The sequence below is a fragment of the Streptomyces glaucus genome, from assembly GCF_039533365.1.
Taxonomy (GTDB): domain Bacteria; phylum Actinomycetota; class Actinomycetes; order Streptomycetales; family Streptomycetaceae; genus Streptomyces; species Streptomyces glaucus.
Genome location: NZ_BAAATK010000047.1, coordinates 22,088 through 39,288, shown reverse-complemented (window position 1 = coordinate 39,288; position 17,201 = coordinate 22,088). Strand labels below are relative to the sequence as shown.

At 72.5% G+C, this 17,201-nt stretch carries 13 protein-coding genes; 11 read left to right on the top strand and 2 right to left on the bottom strand.

Going from position 1 to position 17,201, the window contains the following annotated elements:
- The first annotated feature begins 106 nt into the window (after window positions 1-106).
- From ABD363_RS26600 to ABD363_RS26550, 11 genes are all read left to right on the top strand, one after another.
- Window positions 107-1,039 (top strand): carbohydrate ABC transporter permease, encoded by a 933-nt coding sequence (locus ABD363_RS26600; protein ID WP_344607937.1) that lies wholly within the window; start codon window positions 107-109, stop codon window positions 1,037-1,039.
- Window positions 1,036-1,932: a carbohydrate ABC transporter permease gene (locus ABD363_RS26595; RefSeq protein WP_344607935.1), complete on the top strand. Its 897-nt coding sequence runs from the start codon at window positions 1,036-1,038 to the stop codon at window positions 1,930-1,932. The genes ABD363_RS26600 and ABD363_RS26595 overlap by 4 nt, the downstream gene beginning before the upstream one ends.
- Window positions 1,933-1,984: 52 nt before the next feature.
- A complete protein-coding gene (locus tag ABD363_RS26590; protein WP_344607934.1) occupies window positions 1,985-3,145 on the top strand; it encodes a Gfo/Idh/MocA family protein in 1,161 nt (386 codons plus the stop codon).
- Entirely contained in the window at window positions 3,142-3,987 is an 846-nt protein-coding gene (locus ABD363_RS26585) for a DUF6807 domain-containing protein (RefSeq protein WP_344607932.1), read from the top strand. Before ABD363_RS26590 ends, ABD363_RS26585 begins: the two co-directional genes overlap by 4 nt.
- The gene (locus ABD363_RS26580) at window positions 3,984-5,492 is read left to right on the top strand and encodes a glycoside hydrolase family 43 protein (RefSeq protein WP_344607931.1); all 1,509 of its coding nucleotides are present in this window, start codon (window positions 3,984-3,986) and stop codon (window positions 5,490-5,492) included. The genes ABD363_RS26585 and ABD363_RS26580 overlap by 4 nt, the downstream gene beginning before the upstream one ends.
- Window positions 5,493-5,520: 28 nt before the next feature.
- Window positions 5,521-7,518: a pectinesterase family protein gene (locus tag ABD363_RS26575; protein WP_344607929.1), complete on the top strand. Its 1,998-nt coding sequence runs from the start codon at window positions 5,521-5,523 to the stop codon at window positions 7,516-7,518.
- 47 nt (window positions 7,519-7,565) lie between these two features.
- Window positions 7,566-8,927 (top strand): ABC transporter substrate-binding protein, encoded by a 1,362-nt coding sequence (locus ABD363_RS26570; RefSeq protein ID WP_344607927.1) that lies wholly within the window; start codon window positions 7,566-7,568, stop codon window positions 8,925-8,927.
- Between the two features lie 68 nt (window positions 8,928-8,995).
- Window positions 8,996-9,790: a rhamnogalacturonan acetylesterase gene (locus ABD363_RS26565; RefSeq protein ID WP_344607925.1), complete on the top strand. Its 795-nt coding sequence runs from the start codon at window positions 8,996-8,998 to the stop codon at window positions 9,788-9,790.
- A gap of 34 nt (window positions 9,791-9,824) precedes the next feature.
- The gene (locus tag ABD363_RS26560) at window positions 9,825-11,144 is read left to right on the top strand and encodes a pectate lyase family protein (RefSeq protein WP_344607923.1); all 1,320 of its coding nucleotides are present in this window, start codon (window positions 9,825-9,827) and stop codon (window positions 11,142-11,144) included.
- 259 nt (window positions 11,145-11,403) lie between these two features.
- Window positions 11,404-12,528 carry a pectinesterase family protein gene (locus ABD363_RS26555; protein WP_344607921.1) on the top strand — a complete coding sequence of 375 codons (1,125 nt, stop codon included), beginning with the start codon at window positions 11,404-11,406 and terminating at the stop codon, window positions 12,526-12,528.
- A 40-nt stretch (window positions 12,529-12,568) separates the two neighbouring features.
- The gene (locus ABD363_RS26550; RefSeq protein WP_425578028.1) at window positions 12,569-13,684 is read left to right on the top strand and encodes a dienelactone hydrolase family protein; all 1,116 of its coding nucleotides are present in this window, start codon (window positions 12,569-12,571) and stop codon (window positions 13,682-13,684) included.
- A 3-nt stretch (window positions 13,685-13,687) separates the two neighbouring features.
- Here ABD363_RS26550 and ABD363_RS26545 read toward each other — a convergent pair whose 3' ends face one another.
- Window positions 13,688-15,904, bottom strand: coding sequence for a glycoside hydrolase family 43 protein (locus ABD363_RS26545; protein WP_344607918.1), 2,217 nt, complete (start codon window positions 15,902-15,904; stop codon window positions 13,688-13,690).
- A 432-nt stretch (window positions 15,905-16,336) separates the two neighbouring features.
- On the bottom strand, window positions 16,337-17,167 hold the full coding sequence (locus ABD363_RS26540) for a pectate lyase (protein ID WP_344607917.1): 831 nt from the start codon (window positions 17,165-17,167) through the stop codon (window positions 16,337-16,339).
- Between the last annotated feature and the right edge of the window lie 34 nt (window positions 17,168-17,201).

Sequence of the window (17,201 nt, the reverse complement as noted above, 5' to 3'; positions counted from 1 at the left end):
CCCATATAGAAAGCGCTTCCCCAGTGCACGAGGCACCGGCCCGGGAAACGCCGGACCGAGAAGCACGCGCACGAGACCGCACGACGTACCAGAACGGAGAACAGTCATGGCCCAAGCCGCAGCCGTGGCGAAACCGCCCGCGCCACCCCGGCGGCGCCGTGCCTCCGCCACGCCGCGCAGGCTGCCGTACCTGCTGATCGCCCCGGCGGCCCTGCTGATGCTGGGCTTCATCGCCTACCCGGTCGTCAGCGTCTTCTACTACAGCCTGCAGGAGTACAACCCCACCAAGCCGTGGCGGAACGGCTACGCGGGCTTCGACAACTTCGTCCGCATCTTCACCGAGGACCCGCAGTTCTGGGACACCCTCGTCTTCAGCGCCAAGTGGGTCTTCGTCGAGGTCGGGCTGCAGCTGCTGTTCGGACTCGCCCTGGCCCTCATCGTCAACCAGACCTTCGTGGGCCGGGCGCTGGGACGCGCCCTGGTGTTCTCCCCGTGGGCCGTCTCCGGCGTGCTGACCTCCGCGATCTGGGTGCTGCTCTACAACTCCCAGACCGGCATCACCCGCTACCTCGCGGACCTGGGCATCGGCGACTACGGCACCAGCTGGCTGTCGGACACCTCGACCGTGTTCCCCGCGGCGATCGTCGCCGACCTGTGGCGCGGCGTGCCCTTCTTCGCCATCCTCATCCTCGCCGACCTCCAGTCCGTCTCGAAGGACCTGTACGAGGCCGCCGAGGTCGACGGGGCGAGCCGGCTGAAGCAGTTCTGGCACATCACGCTGCCGCACCTGAAGGACGCGATCATCCTGTCCACGCTGCTGCGCGCGGTGTGGGAGTTCAACAACGTCGACCTGCTCTACACCCTGACCGGCGGCGGGCCCGCGGGCGAGACCACGACGCTGCCCCTGTACATCGCCAACACGTCCGTGGAGTCCCACGACTTCGGCTACGCGTCGGCCCTGACCACGGTCGCGTTCGTGATCCTGCTCTTCTGCTCGATCGTCTACCTGCGGCTGAGCAAGTTCGGAGGCGAGAAGTGAGCGTCAAGGAAGCCACCCAGGCCGCGCCCGCCCCCGTGCGCACCGCCCCCGAACCGCCCCGGCCGGCGAAGCGGAGCCCCGCCTGGGACGAGGTCCCCCGCTGGCAGATCTACCTGCCGCTGGGCGTCTACCTGGTCTTCACCCTCATCCCCTTCTACTGGATCCTGCTGTTCGCGCTGCGCCCGGCCGGCTCCACCTCGCTGGTGCCCTGGCCGGTCACCTTCGAGCACTTCGAGAAGGTGTGGACGGAGCGGCAGTTCGGGACCTACTTCCAGAACAGCGTGCTCGTCGGCGTCGCCACCCTGGTGATGACGACGATCGTCGCGCTGGCCGGCGGCTACGCCCTGGCCCGGTTCGACTTCCGGATCAAGCGGGGCTTCATGCTCGCCCTGCTGTGCTCCCAGTTCGTGCCGGGCGCGCTGCTGCTGGTCCCGCTGTTCGAGATCTTCGCCGAGCTGCGGATGATCAACTCCCTGGGCAGCGTCATCATCGCCGAGACGGTCTTCCAGCTGCCGCTGTCGATGATCCTGATCAGCAACTTCATCAAGAACGTGCCGTACTCGCTGGAGGAGGCCGCCTGGGTCGACGGCTGCGGCCGGTTCCGCGCCTTCCGGACGATCGTGCTGCCGCTGCTGCGGCCCGGTCTGATCGCCGTCGGCTCCTTCGCCTTCGTGCACTCCTGGAACCACTTCCTGTTCGCCCTGATGTTCCTCAACAACCAGGAGATGCAGACCATCCCGGTCGGCCTCAACACCCTGATGAGCGCGGACAGCGTCGACCTCGGCGCCCTCGCCGCGGGCGGCATCATCGCGGCCGTGCCGGTGGTGATCGTGTTCGCCTTCATCCAGAAGTGGCTGATCACCGGGTTCAGCGCGGGGGCGGTGAAGGGATGACACCGTGCCGGTTCCACCACGCCTGCCACCCGGACGGCGCGGGGAGGACGCCATGAACGAACCACTGTCCGTCGTCCTCGCGGGCGCCCGCGGCCACGGCCGCTGGCACGTCGCCAACATCCGCCGGCTCCAGGACGAGGGCCTGGTGCGGCTGGCGGGCATCTGCGAGCTGACCCCGCTGACCGAGGAGGAGTTCGGCGGCCGCCTCCCCGAGCAGTCCGCCGACTTCGGCGCCCTCCTGGACTCCACCGGCGCGCAGATCGCCGTGATCTGCACGCCGATCCCCACCCACACCGACCTGGCACTGGCCGCCGCCCGCCGGGGCGTGCACATCCTGCTGGAGAAGCCGCCCGCCCCCTCCTACGCGGAGTTCCGCCGCATGGCCGACGGGGTGGCCGAGGCGGGGGTCGCCTGCCAGATCGGCTTCCAGTCGCTGGGCTCGCACGCCGTGCCGGCGATCCGGGAGCTGATCGGCCAGGGCGCGATCGGCGAACTCGTCGGGCTCGGCGGGGCCGGCGCCTGGGTGCGCGACGAGGCGTACTTCCGGCGCGCGCCCTGGGCGGGCCGGCGGCGGCTGAACGGCGCCGACGTGGTCGACGGCGTGCTGACCAACCCGCTCGCGCACGCCGTCGCCACCGCCCTCGCCCTCGGCGGCACCCCCCGCGCCGAGGACGTCACCGGCATCGAGACCGAGCTGCTGCGCGCCAACGACATCGAGTCCGACGACACCTCCTGCGTGCGGATCACCACGGGGCGGGGCCACCGGGTCACCGTCGCCGCGACCCTGTGCGCCGAGCGGGCCGGCGAGCCGTACGTCCTGGTGCACGGCAGCCGCGGCCGGATCACCTTCTGGTACAAGCAGGACCGGGTGCTGCTCCAGCGCGCCGGCCACGGCCCGCAGGAGTACGAGTACGGCCGCACCGACCTGCTGGAGAACCTCGTCGCGCACCTCACCCGGGGAGCCGGCCTCCTCGTAGCCCCGGAGGAGACCGGCGCCTTCATGAAGGTCGTGGAGGCGATCCGGCGGGCCCCCGACCCGGCCCCGCTGCCGCCCGCCGCCTGGCGCCGGATCCCCGCCGAGAACCGCCGGGCCGTGCCCGGCGTCGACGGGCTCGTCGCGGCCGCCGCCGACACCCTGTCCCTCTACTCCGAGCTGGGCGCCCCCTGGGCGCCGGCCGCGGAGCACCTGCCGAAGGAGGCGAGCGCCCGATGACCGGCAGCGACTCCCCGGTCCTGCGGGTGGCGGGCCGCCCGGTCGGCCGCTACGTCACCCGGCCCGAGCTGCCCGACCGGCTCTCCCCGCGCCCGTATCTGCACCCCGTCACCACCCTGGCCGGCACGGCGGTCACCGAGCTCGGCCCCGCCGACCACCTGCACCACCTCGGCGTCGGTGTCGCCGTTCCCGACGTCGAGGGGCACAACTTCTGGGGCGGGCGCACCTTCGTCCGCGGCCGGGGCCCGACCGAGCTGGACAACCACGGCGCCCAGCGGCACGTCGCCTTCCAGCTGCGCGACCCGGACGGCTTCGTGGAGGAGCTGCGCTGGGTCGCGGCCGGAGCCGAGCTGCTGCGCGAGCGCCGCACGGTCGCGGCCGGCGAACTCACCGGCACCGCCTGGGCGCTGGACTTCACCTTCTCCCTCACCAACGTCACGCCGGAGCCGCTGTCGATCGGCAGCCCCGCCACCAACGGGCGCCCCGGCGCCGCCTACGGCGGTTTCTTCTGGCGGGCCCGCAAGGAGGACGCGGCGCCGGCGGTCTTCACCGCCGACGCCGAGGGCGAGGAGCGGGTGCACGGCCGCCGCGCCGACTGGCTCGCCCTGGCCGGCCGCACCTGGACGCTGGTCTTCGCCGGCGCCACCGAACGGACCCGCCGGGACCCGTGGTTCGTGCGCGCCGAGGAGTACCCGGGCGTGGGTTCCTCGCTGGCCTCCGAGGAGCGGCTGACGGTCGCGCCCGGCGACACGGTGGTCCGCCGCGTCGTCACCGTCGTCGCCGACGGCCGCCTGGACCGGGACGCGGCCGCGGTGCTGGTGCGCAAGGCGGTGAGCCCGTGACCGGCGCGACCTACACCAACCCGGTCCTCGACGCCGACTGGTCCGACCCGGACGTCGTCCGCGTCGGCGACGACTTCTACCTGACCGCCTCCAGCTTCGGCCGCGTCCCCGGCCTGCCGCTGCTGCACTCCCGGGACCTGGTCAACTGGACGCTGGTCGGCCACGCCCTCGAACGCCTGGAACCGGAGGACCGGTTCGCCGTGCCCCGCCACGACTGCGGGGTGTGGGCGCCGTCGCTCAGGTACCACGACGACCGCTTCTGGATCTTCTGGGGCGACCCCGACCAGGGCGTCTTCCAGGTCAACGCCCCCGGGATCAGGGGCCCGTGGACCCGCCCGCACCTGGTGAAGGAGGGCAAGGGCCTGATCGACCCGTGCCCCCTGTGGGACGAGGAGACCGGCGAGGCCTACCTCGTGCACGCCTGGGCCAGGTCCCGCTCCGGCATCAAGAACCGCCTCACCGGCCACCGGATGCGCCCCGACGGCACCGCGCTGCTCGACGAGGGCAAGGTGATCGTCGACGCGGACCGCATCCCCGGCTGGTTCACCCTGGAGGGCCCGAAGCTCTACCGGCACGACGGCTGGTTCTGGATCCTCGCGCCCGCCGGGGGAGTGGAGACCGGCTGGCAGGGCGCCTTCCGCTCGCGCGGCTTCTTCGGGCCGTACGAGGAGAGGGTCGTCCTGGAGCAGAAGGACACCGACGTCAACGGGCCGCACCAGGGCGGCTGGGTGCGCACGCCGTCCGGTGAGGACTGGTTCCTGCACTTCCAGCAGCGCGGCGCCTACGGCCGGGTCGTCCACCTCCAGCCGATGCGCTGGGGCGACGACGGCTGGCCGGTGATGGGGGACGACGGCGCCCCCGTCACCGTGCACCGGCGGCCCGGCCTGCCGCCGCAGCCGCCCGCCGCGCCCGCCACCGACGACGACTTCCCTGGCGGACGGTTCGGCCGCCAGTGGCAGTGGACGGCCAACCCCCGGGACGGCTGGGCCACCCAGCACTCCGGGGACGGGCTGAAGCTGGCCTGCGTCCGCTCGCCGGACGCGCACGACCTGCGCCGGCTGCCGAACGTGCTCACCCAGCGGCTGCCCGGCACCCCGTCCGCCGCCGAGGTGGAGCTGCGCCTGGACAGCGAGGAGCCGGGCGCGCGGGCCGGGCTGGCGGTGCTCGGGGACGCCTACAGCTGGATCGGGCTCCAGCGGGGCGCGGACGGGACGGTGCACCTGGTGCACCGGTTCGCGGAGGCGGTCGCGGACCGGGAACGGGACGCCGGTCATCCGCGGCTCGCGCCCGGGGGGCGGGCCCGGCTGCGCGTCGAGATCGGCCCCGGCGCGCGCTGCCGCTTCCTCGCCGACACGGGGGACGGGTTCCGCCCCTCCGGCCAGGTCTTCGCCGCCGCTCCCTGGCGCTGGGTCGGCGCCCTGCTCGGCCTGTTCGCCCTCGCGCCCGCCGGCCGGGGACACGCCGGCGCGGCGACCTTCACGCAGTTCCGAGTGACGCCTTCTTGATCCATCCGTACGCCTGTGGGGAGCCGCAATGACGCACTTCCGTGGCAAGCGCTTGCCGAGACCGGGGCACGGCAGACCCGGCACGGTCGTGGCCGCCGTGATCGGCCTCGTCGCCGCGCTGGGCCTGGGCGCGGTCGGCCAGGCGCGGGCCGCCCCCGCCGAGCGGCCCGCGCCGGACGCGTCCCGCTGGAGCGACCGGCCGCACGGCTTCGCCTCCCTCGCCGGCGGCACCACCGGCGGCGCGGGCGGCCGGGTCGTCACCGTCACCGACCAGGCCGCGCTGGCCGAGTACGCGGCGGCGCCCGAACCGTACGTCATCCGGGTGCGGGGCGCGATCACCGCCGAGCCGTTCGGCGCGGGCATCGAGGTCGCCTCGGACAAGACGATCGTCGGGGTCGGCACCAGCGGTGAGCTGGTGCGGGGCGAGTTCCGTCTCGCCCCCGGCACGCACAACGTGATCATCCGCAACATGACGATCCGCGACTCGGCGGTCGAGGGCGACTGGGACTGCAAGGAGACCGACTTCGACGGCATCCAGATGGACACCGTCCACCACGTCTGGATCGACCACAACCGCTTCTCGCACATCTGCGACGGGCAGCTCGACATCCGCAAGGACAGCGAGTACGTGACCGTCTCCTACAACCGGTTCGAGAACAACAACAAGACGTTCGGGCTGGGCTGGACGACGAACGTCAGGACGCAGATCACCGTCGACCACAACTGGTTCCGCGACACCAAGCAGCGCAACCCCTCGGTCGACAACGCCGCCTACGCGCACCTGTACAACAACTACCTGAGCGCGCAGGCGGATCCCGGCGACCCCGTGTGGACCTACGGGAACTGGTCGCGCGGCCGGACCCGGATGGTCATCGAGAACAGCTTCTACGACCATGTGCAGCACCCCTACCAGGCCGACGCCACCGCCGAGCTGGTGCAGCGCGGTTCGATCCTGCGCGACACCACCGGACGGCACGACGAGTGGGGCGAGGCCTTCGACCCGCGGGAGTTCTACGCCTACCGGCTGGACCCGGCGGCCGCCGTGCCGGCGCTGGTGAAGCGGTTCTCGGGTCCGCAGCGGCGCATCGGCGACTCGGTGACGCTGCGCGTCCCGGCCGACCACCCGACCGTGCAGGCCGCCGTGGCCGCCGTGCCCGACGGCAACGACGTGCCGGTGACGATCGCGATCGCGCCGGGCACGTACCGCGAGAAGGTGGTCGTCCCCGCCGCCAAGCCGAAGATCGTGCTGCAGGGGACTGGACAGGACCGGTCCGACACCGTCATCGTCTACGACACGCCCGCCGCGTACGGCGGCTCCACCGGGAGCGCGACCGTGCGGATCGCCGCGGACGACGTCACCGCGCGCCGCCTGACCTTCAGCAACGACTTCGACGAGGCCGCGCACGACCTCGACGGCGAGCAGGCGCCGGCGATGAAGACGACCGGCGACCGGATCGTCTTCGAGGACACCGCCTTCCTGGGCAACCAGGACACCCTGATGACCGACAGCCCGAAGCTGACCACCGTCAGCAGGGTCTACCTCCGCGACTCGTACATCGAGGGCGACGTCGACTTCGTCCACGGACGGGCGACGACGGTGATCGAGCACTCGGTCGTCCGCGCGCTCAGCCGGGGTTCGGCCACGAACAACGGCTACGTCACCGCCGCCTCGACCTGGACGGGCAACCCGTACGGGTTCCTGATCACCGGGTCGAGGATCGTCAGCGACGCCCCCGCCGGGACCGTCCACCTCGGGCGGCCCTGGCACCCGGGCGGCGAACCCGACGCGGTCGCCCAGGTGCTGATCCGGGACACCGGGCTGCCGGCCGCGGTCAAGTCCTCGCCGTGGACCGACATGAGCGGCTTCTCGTGGCGGGACGCGCGGTTCGCCGAGTACCGCAACCACGGACCGGGCGCGGCCGTCACCGCGGACCGGCCGCAACTGGGCGAGGACGCGGCACGGGCGTACACCGTCGCCGCCTACCTCGAGGGCACGGACGGCTGGGCGCCCCACACCCGCCCCTGATCCCCCCACCTCACACCTTTGCTGGATTTGGAAGAGAGAGCCGACCAATGAAGATCAGCATTCGCACCAGCAGCACAGGAAGGCGCCGGATGCCGGCCGCCGTCGCCCTGGGGGCCGTGCTCGCGCTGACCGTCACCGCCTGCGGCGACGACGGCAGCGGGGCGGGCGGCGACGAGGGTGCCGAGGGCAGCGGCAAGGGCGAGATCGTCTTCTGGGACAACAACGGCGGTGTGCGCACCGACATCTGGAAGGAGATCATCGCCGACTTCGAGAAGGCCAACCCGGACATCGACGTCGAGTACGTCGGGATCGCCGCCACCGAGTACCAGTCCAAGGTCGACACCGCCATCCAGGGCGGCGGCCTGCCGGACGTCGGCGGCGTCGGCGCGGCGATGCTCGCCGGGTTCGCCGCGCAGAACGCGCTGGAGCCGCTGGACGACCGGCTCGCCAAGTCGCCGCTGAGCGGCGAGCTCAACAAGGACATGGTCGAGTCGATGAAGGCCGCCGGCGGCGGCGACGGCACGCTGTACTCGGTCCCGACCTCCGCCAACAACGGCGTGCTGTACTACCGCACCGACCTGTTCGACAAGGCGGGCCTGGAGGCGCCGGCGAGCTGGGACGCGTTCTTCGAGGCCGCCGAGAAGCTCACCGACAAGGGCAGGAACCAGTTCGGGTACACCATCCGCGGCGGCGCGGGCTCGATCGCCCAGGCGTTCGACGCCATGTACGGGCAGTCCGGCATCACGTCCTTCTGGGACGAGAGCGGCGAGAAGACCACCGTCAACGACCCGAAGAACGTCGAGGCGCTGGAGAAGTACGCCGGGCTGTACAAGAAGTACACGCCGGCCGCCGACCTCAACAACGACTTCACCAAGATGGTCGCCCAGTGGGACTCCGGCACGATCGGGATGCTCAACCACAACCTGGGCTCCTACCAGGACCATGTGAAGGCGCTGGGGCCGCAGAAGTTCCGGGGCATCCCGCAGCCGACCGGCCCCTCCGGGAAGCGCGTGCAGGTGTCCAACCCCGTGGACGGCCTGGGGCTGTTCAAGAGCTCCAAGAACAAGGAAGCCGCCTGGAAGTTCATCGAGTTCGCCCTCTCGCACGAGGAGAACTCGAAGTTCAACAAGTCGGCGGGGCAGGTGCCGGCCAACACCCGGGCCGCGCAGGACGCGTGGGTCTCCGAGGCGGAGCCGACGAAGCTGGCCGCCGAGGCCCTGTCGGACGGGTCCACGACGATCGTGCAGCTGCCGTACTACCTGCCGGACTGGAACACCATCTCCAAGGCCGACAACGAGCCGAACTTCCAGAAGGTGCTGCTCGGGAAGCTGAGCGCGAAGGAGTTCCTGGACACGCTGGCCGAGCAGCTGAACGAGGCCCAGGCCGAGTGGAAGCAGCAGAACGGCTGACGGACGTCGAGACAGCCCCGCGCCCTCCCGGGGCGCGGGGGTTCCCTCAGCGGAAAGGTGAACAACCCGTGTCGCTCAGCCGCAGGCAGGTCACCTCGGCGGCACTCGCCGCCGTTCCCCTGACCCTGGCCGCCACCGGCGCCGCGCAGGCCGCCCCCGGCCGGCGGACCCTCCACATCGCCGGTGACTCCACCGCCGCGCAGAAGTACGCCGACGCCGCCCCCGAGACCGGGTGGGGCATGGCCCTGCCCTTCTTCCTGCACCGCGACCGGCCGGTCGCCAACCACGCGGTCAACGGGCGCAGTTCGAAGAGCTTCGTCGACGAGGGGCGGCTGGACGCCGTCCTGTCGGTGATCCGGCCCGGTGACTTCCTGCTGATCCAGTTCGCGCACAACGACGAGAAGGCGACCGATCCGGCCCGGTACACCGAGCCCTGGACGACGTACCAGCAGTACCTGCGGCAGTACGTCGACGGTGCCCGGGCCCGCGGGGCCCGCCCCGTGCTGGCCACCCCCGTCGAGCGCCGCAGGTTCGACGCGGACGGCACCGCGCTGCCCAGCCACGGCGAGTACCCGGCGGCCATGCGGGCGCTCGCCGAGGAGGAGCGGGTGGCCCTGCTCGACGTCCAGGCGCTGTCGCTCGCGCTCTGGCAGGAGCTGGGGCCGGAGGAGACCAAGGCGTACTTCAACTGGACCGCCGCCGAACAGGACAACACGCACTTCAACCCGCCGGGCGCGATCGCCGTGGCGCGACTGGTCGCGCGGGAGCTGCTGCGCACCCGGGTGCTCGCCCCGCGCGACGTGCGCCGGCTGGACGAGGAGATCCCCGAGTCCTGGATCACCTGGCCGGAGGCCGGCGCGTGACCCACCCCGTCCCCACCGAGGAGAGAGCCGCACGATGACCACACAGAAGCGGCATGGGCATGCCATAAGAAGAGGTGCCGTGCTGGCCGGCTGCACGGCGCTCGTGCTGTCGCTGGCCGGTCCCGCCGCGCAGGCCGGGCACCGCGACCCGGCCCGCCAGACCCTGGGCGCGAACGACGGCTGGGCCGCCCACGGCACCGGCACCACGGGCGGCGCCGCGGCCGACGCCGAGCACGTGTACACCGTCACCACCTGGGCCCAGTTCAAGGCCGCGCTCGCCGCGGGCGGCGACGCCCCGAAGATCATCAAGGTGAAGGGCACCATCGACGCGGTCGCCGAGGGCTGCGAGGCCTTCGCCGCGCCCGGGTACGACTTCGCCGCCTACCTGGACAAGTACGCGCCCGAGAAGTGGGGCCTGGAGCAGGACCTGGCCGCCGAGCCCGCCGACAGCCCCGAAGGGCTGCGCCGCGCCTCCGCCGCCAACCAGGACAAGGCCATCAAGGCCACCGTCCCGTCCAACACCACCATCATCGGGGTGGGCCGCAACGCCGGGTTCAAGGGCGCCAGCCTGCAGATCAGGGGCGTGGACAACGTCATCGTCCGCAACCTGACCCTGGAGAGCCCCGTCGACTGCTTCCCGCAGTGGGATCCCACCGACGGCTCGCAGGGCAACTGGAACTCCGAGTACGACACCGCCGTCGTCCACGGCTCCACCCACGTGTGGCTGGACCACAACACCTTCACCGACGGCAGCCACCCCGACAGCGCGGCGCCCGCCTACTTCGGCATGCTCTACCAGCAGCACGACGGCCAGCTGGACGTCGTGCGGGGCTCCGACTACGTCACCGCCTCCTGGAACGTCTTCACCGAGCACGACAAGACGATCCTGATCGGCAACAGCGACAGCGAGTCCACCGCCGCGGGCGACCGGGGGCACCTGAAGGTCACCCTCCACCACAACCTGTTCGCCAGGCTGGTCGAGCGCACGCCCCGGGTCCGCTTCGGGCAGGTCGACGCGTACAACAACCACGTCGTGGCCGACGGGACCTACTCCTACAGCTTCGGCATCGGCAAGGAGTCCCAGCTCGTCGCCGAGCACAACGCCTTCACGCTGCCGGCCGGGATCAGCCCGGCGAAGGTGCTGAAGAAGTGGAACGAGGCCCCGGTCACCGCCGCCCACAACGTCGTCAACGGCCGGCCCGTCGACCTGATCGCCGTGCACAACGCGGAGATCCCCGGCGAGACCCTCCGGTCGGGCGCGGGCTGGACGCCGGCCCTGCGCGCCCAGGTCCACCCGGCCAGGGCGGTCCCCGCGATCGTCGACCGGGGCGCGGGCGCCGGCCGCCTGCGCTGACCTCCTCCCGGCGGCGCGGGCGGGGCCACCGCGCCCCGCCGCGCCGCCTCGAAGAGACGGGCGGGGCCGCACCCGTCCCGCGCCCCTCACCTGGGCGGGGCCGCACCCGGCCCGCCCCCTCACCCGGACCGCCCGGCCCGCCCCCGCACCCGGACGGACCCGGCCCGCCGCGTCCCGTCCGCACCTGCTCCGACGGACGGACCGGGGCCACCGCGTCCCGGCCCGCGCCCTCCGACCCGCACCGCGAAGGAACAGCCCCATGCCCTCGCATCCCCCTCTCCCCCTGTCCCGACGGAACCTGCTCCTGGCCGGCGCCGGCGCGGCCGTGGCGCTCGGCGCGGCGTCCGGCCCCGCGCGGGCCGGCGGCGGGCGGCGCCCGTTCGGCCGGTACGGCTCACCGGCCGCCCGCCGCGACCCGAGGACCCTGTACGTCGACCCGCACGGCCGCGGCGACTTCACCACCGTCGGGGCCGCCGTCGCCGCGGCCGCCGGCAGCGGCTGGACCCTGGTCGTCGCACCGGGCACCTACCGGGAGACGGTCACCGTCGACGCCACCCGCACGGACACCACCTGGATCGGCGCCTCGGAGGACCCCCGCGACGTCGTGATCGTCCACGACAACGCGGCCGGCACCCCCAAGCCCGGCGGCGGCACGTACGGCACGTCCGGCTCCGCCACCGTCACGACGCAGGCCGACGGCTTCACCGCCCGCTGGATCACCTTCGCCAACGACTGGCTGCGCGCCGACCACCCCGGCATCACCGGCACCCAGGCCGTCGCCCTCAAGGCGCAGGGCGACCGCAGCGCCTTCACCCACTGCCGGTTCCTCGGCCACCAGGACACGCTGTACGCCGACTCCCGGGACCTCGGCGTCTTCGCCCGCCAGTTCTTCGCGCACTGCTACGTCGAGGGCGACGTCGACTTCGTCTTCGGCCGGGCCACCGCCGTCTTCGAACACTGCCACTTCCGCACCCTGGACCGCACCGACCTGGCGTCCGCCCCGTACGGCTTCGTCTTCGCGCCGTCCACGGCCGGCGCCAACCCGCGCGGCTACCTGGTGATCCGCAGCCGGGTCAGCAGCGAGGCCCCCGACGGCTTCTACAAGCTGGCCCGCCCCTGGGTGCCCAGCTCCGACCCGGCCGCCCGCCCGATGCTCACCGTCCGGGAGACCCGGCTCGGCCCCGGCATCGACGCGGCCGCGCCCTACACGAACATGCGGGACGCGTACCCCTGGCAGTCCATGCGGTTCCGGGAGTACCGCAACACCGGCCCGGGCGCCGCGATCACCGTCCCGGAGAACCGGCCCCAGCTCACCGAGGAGGAGGCCGCGGCGCACACCAGGCAGGCGTACCTCGGCGACTGGAGGCCCCGTGTCCAGGGCTGACGCGCTGGGACGGCGGACCTTCGTGACGGGAGCGGCGGCGATGGCCCTCCTCGGGACGGGGGCGCAGCCCGCCGGGGCCGCCGGGGCCGCCGGGCTGATCGGCGGCAACCTGCCGGACTTCCACCAGGCCCTGAAGGACGAGCTGACCTTCCCGCTCGCCTGGGGCACCTCGCCCGTCCGCGACTTCCGGGCGTGGCGGCGGGCCGCCCGGGCCACCGTCGAGGAGCACCTCCTCGTCGGCCGGCAGGACGGGACGCCGTACGCGCCCGAGTACACCGAGGGACCCGAGGGCGACGGCTACCGGCGGGAGCTGGTCACCGTCTCCCTCACCCGCTACGAACGCGTCCGCGGGGTCCTGCTCACCCCGCACGGCCCCGGGCCCTTCCCCGCGGTCCTGCTGCTGCACGACCACGGCGCGAAGTTCGACATCGGGAAGGAGAAGCTCGTCCGGCCCTGGTACGACGACACGCGCCTGGCCTCCGCGCAGGCCTGGGCGGACCGGCACTTCGACGGCCGGTTCGTCGGCGACGAGCTGGCCCGGCGCGGCCATGTGGTGCTGTGCCTGGACGCCCTCGGCTGGAGCGACCGCGGGCCGCTCGTCTACGACCAGCAGCAGGCCCTGGCCTCCAACCTCTACCACCTCGGCTCCTCGCCCGCCGGGCTCATGGCCCGCGAGGACGCCCGCGCCGCGGGCTTCCTGGCGGGCCTGGACCGGGTGGACGCCCGCCGGGTCGCGGCCGTCGGGTTCTCCATGGGCGCCTACCGCGCCTGGCAGGCCGCCGCGCTCAGCGACGACGTCGCCGCCGCCGCGAGCGTGTGCTGGATGACCGGCCTGAAGGAGATGATGGTGCCCGGCAACAACACGCTGCGCGGGCAGTCGGCGTACCACATGCTCCACCCCGGGCTCGCCCGGTACCTGGACATCCCCGACGTGGCGAGCATCGCGGCCCCCAAGCCGATGCTGTTCTTCCACGGCGGGCAGGACACGCTGTTCCCCGCCGACGGCGTGCGCGTCGCGTACGACAAGCTGCGGGCCGTGTGGCGCTCGCGCCGCGCCGAGGAGCGGCTGCGGCTGAAGACGTGGCCGGACCTCGGCCACGCCTTCACCGGCCGTATGCAGGACGAGGTCTTCGCCTGGCTCGACGACGTCCTGTGAGCCCTACCGCCGCACCGGGCGGATCGACTCCAGCGTCGGCACCACCGGCTCGATCGTGCCGTCGGCCGCGAACTCCAGGCGGTCGACGGTGGTCTCCCGGTGCGTGCCGTCGCCGCCGGGCCGGCCGGGGCCGTTCAGGGCGAACCGGTGGTAGACGACGTACCAGTCGTCGGTGCCGGGGGCGTTCACCACGGAGTGGTGGCCGGTGCCGAGGATGCCGTACTCGGGGCGCTTGGACAGGATGGTGCCCCGCTCGGTCCACGGGCCCAGCGGGGACGGTCCCGTCGCGTACGCCACGTGGTAGTCCTCGCTGCGGGTGTCGTCCTCGGACCACATGAAGTAGTACGTGCCGTTCCGCTTGATCACGAAGGAGCCCTCGCGGAAGTTCCCGGGGGTGATGTCCCGCACCTTCGCCGCGTCGAACGACACCATGTCGTCGTTCAGCGGGACCACGTAGGCGTGCCCGTTGCCCCAGTACAGGTACGCCTGCCCGTCGTCGTCCGTGAAGACCGCCGGGTCGATCATCTGGCCGGCGAAGGACCCGCCCTTGGCGACCAGGGGCTTGCCGAGCGCGTCCCGGAAGGGCCCGGCGGGGGAGTCGGCCACCGCCACGCCGATCTGCTGCTCGGCGCAGAAGTACAGGTAGTACCGGCCGTCGCGCTCGGCGACCGCCGGGGCCCAGGCGTACCGGTCGGCCCAGCTCACGTCCGGCCCCAGGTCGAGGGCGACGCCGTGGTCCTCCCAGTGCACCAGGTCCTTGGACGAGTACGCGGTGAACCGCGTCCCGCTCCAGCCCCGGAAGCCGTCCGTCGTCGGGTGGATCCAGTACCGGCCGTCGAAATGGTGCACGTCGGGGTCGGCGGTGAGGCCGGGCAGGACGGGGCTGCGGGTGCGCACCGCCTCCACCGTCCAGGTGCGCCGCGTGCCGTCCGCGGCCGTCACGGTGTAGGTCCGCGGCGTGCGGAAGTCGCGGCGGGTCCCGGAGCGGGGACTGATCGTGGCGCCCTCACCGGCCCACAGCTTCGGGGCGAGGCCGCCCAGGTCCGCGTCCGGCCGCATCGGCAGCACGACCTTCGACGCGGACTCCGTGACGATCGCGTACCCCTTCTGGCCCTTCGCCGTCACGTCCACCACGGACGCCGGCGTGGCGGGGTAGGCGGCCAGCAGCCGGTCGTACTCCTGCTGCGTCACCGGGAGCACCGTGCCGTGCCGGGGGCTCGCCGGGAGCTGGTGGTCCGTGGACGGGGTCCACCGGCCCGAGTCGAGGTCGGTGGTCTCGAACGGGACGTACCCGCGGCCGCCGTACTCGTCGATGAACAGGTACCACTTCTCCTCGGTGTTGGACTTGAACACCGTCGGGCCCTCGCCGCGGTCCAGGGTGCCGCTGCCGATGCAGTCGGCGACGAAGTCGTACGCCGTGGAGGTCAGGGACGTGGACTTCTCCGCGGTGATGAACTTCGAGCAGGGGCCGGCGGAGCCGGGGTCCCGCTCGTCCTTGGTGTAGCGGTGGTAGGTGCCCCGGTGCTCGACCACCGTCGAGTCGATCACCGAGTAGCCGGGGTCGTGCCAGACCCTGGGCTCGCTGAAGGTGCGGAAGTCCTTCGTGGTCGCGTACAGCATCCTGTTGTACGTCGACCCGGTGTGGCCGGGATCGTCGTCGGCGTACAGCTTCGACGCCCAGAAGACGACGTACGAGCCCAGGCTCTCGTCCCAGTAGGCCTCCGGCGCCCAGGCGTTGCCCGCGTTGTCCGGGGCCACCTCCACCAGGCGCTGGTCGGTCCAGTGGACCAGGTCGGCGGACTCCCAGACCATGATCGACCTGCTGCCGTGGCGCTGGACCTCGTCCCAGCTGCCGCTGCTGTTGCGGTACATCCTCAGGTCGGTGGCGATCAGGTAGAACCGGTCGCCCTCGGGGGAGCGGATCACGAACGGGTCGCGCAGGCCCTTCTCGCCGACGGTGGAGGTCAGCACCGGCCGGCCGGCGTTCAGCTCGCGCCAGTGCAGCGGGTCGTTGCCGCGGCTGAGGGCGTAGCGGATCTGCTCGCCGTCGGCGGTGCCCTCGCCGGTGAAGTAGGCGAAGAGGTAGCCGGCGTACTGCGGGTGTCTCACGGGGGGTGCTCCCGGGTGGGCGGTGCCGGGCGGTGCGGCGAGCAGGCCCAGCAGGAGGGCGGGCAGGGCGAGGAGCGGAAGCAGGAGGGTGCGAGCGGTGCGGGAGCGCATGACACTTCCTGTCGGAGTATGGGGGTTTCTGTTCGATGTAGGCCTTCGGAGTGTCATCGGCGGGGGACAGGGCGTCAACAGGTGGCGCCGGGGACGGCCGGACGAAAGTTTTCGGCGGCTTTCGTCCGCCGCGGCGATCCGCGCGGTCCCCACGCTCCCGGTCACCGGTCCGGCCACGTCGGCGCGATCGTGGCCCGGCCCGCACGGACGAACGCCCCCCGCCGGTCACCGACCGGCGGGGGGCGTCGTGGTCGCCGGGCCGAGGGGGCTCGGCCCGGCACCGGGATGCCGGCCGGGTGGGGGCCCGACCGGCGGTGGCCGGCCCGAGGGGGGGGCTCGGACCGGCGCGCGCCGACCTGATGGGGGGTTTCTCAGGCCGGACGACCAGGGGTGGCGCTCATTCGGCCACGCGTGGCCGGCTGGCGGCCGGCGTCACTCGTAGCTGATGTCGGAACCGGAGAACTTGCAGGTCTTGCCGTCCGCGCCGGTTCCGAGCTCGGTGGGCTCCTTGCCGGTGTTGTTGCCCTGGTAGCGGACGCACGTCTTGATCTTCTTCTTGCTGTCGCCGTGGATGCGGATCTTCGACAGCGTGGCGGTGTCGCCGTAGTTGGCGTTGACGCCGACGATCGACTTCATCGGCGCGGTCACGTCGATGTCGCTGAGCACGATCGTGCGCTTGTACTGCGTGGAGCAGTTGCCGCAGGAGCGGACCAGCTTGCCGGCGTTCTCCACCCGGAAGTCGGTCACGGTCAGCGTGCCGGCGCCGTTGAACTGCAGCACCTTGTCGTCGGCGTTCTTCGCGCCGCCGCCGATCACCTTGTACGTCGCCGAGGACGACTTGCCCTTGAAGCTCGCGGCGTCCTCGCCGACGTCCAGCCACCACACGTTCTGCAGCGTGCAGCTGCCCTTGCAGTGGACGCCGTCCGCGGCCGGGGTGCCGATGACGACGTTCTTCAGCACGGCGCCGTCGGCCAGCTCGAAGATCGGGTCCTGGCCCTCGTCCTGGCTGTCGCCGCCCAGGGCCCCGGAGCCGTAGAACTTCTGCATCTTGCCGTCGTAGGTGCCGGACACCGGGATCGTCGACTTGACGGCCTTGCTGCCGTTGGCGGTCGGCCAGGCCGTCGCGGCGCCGGCGGTGGAGAGCATCGTCGTGGTGACGATGGCCGCACCCGTGATGCCGAAAGCAGCGGCCCCGGCGATCACCGCCCGTCGTCCGGTGACCCGGCGGCGATGGCGGACCCGCTGTTCAGCTCGTGCAGTCATGCCCATTCCTTGCGTGGTGAGCGGATACTTGCGT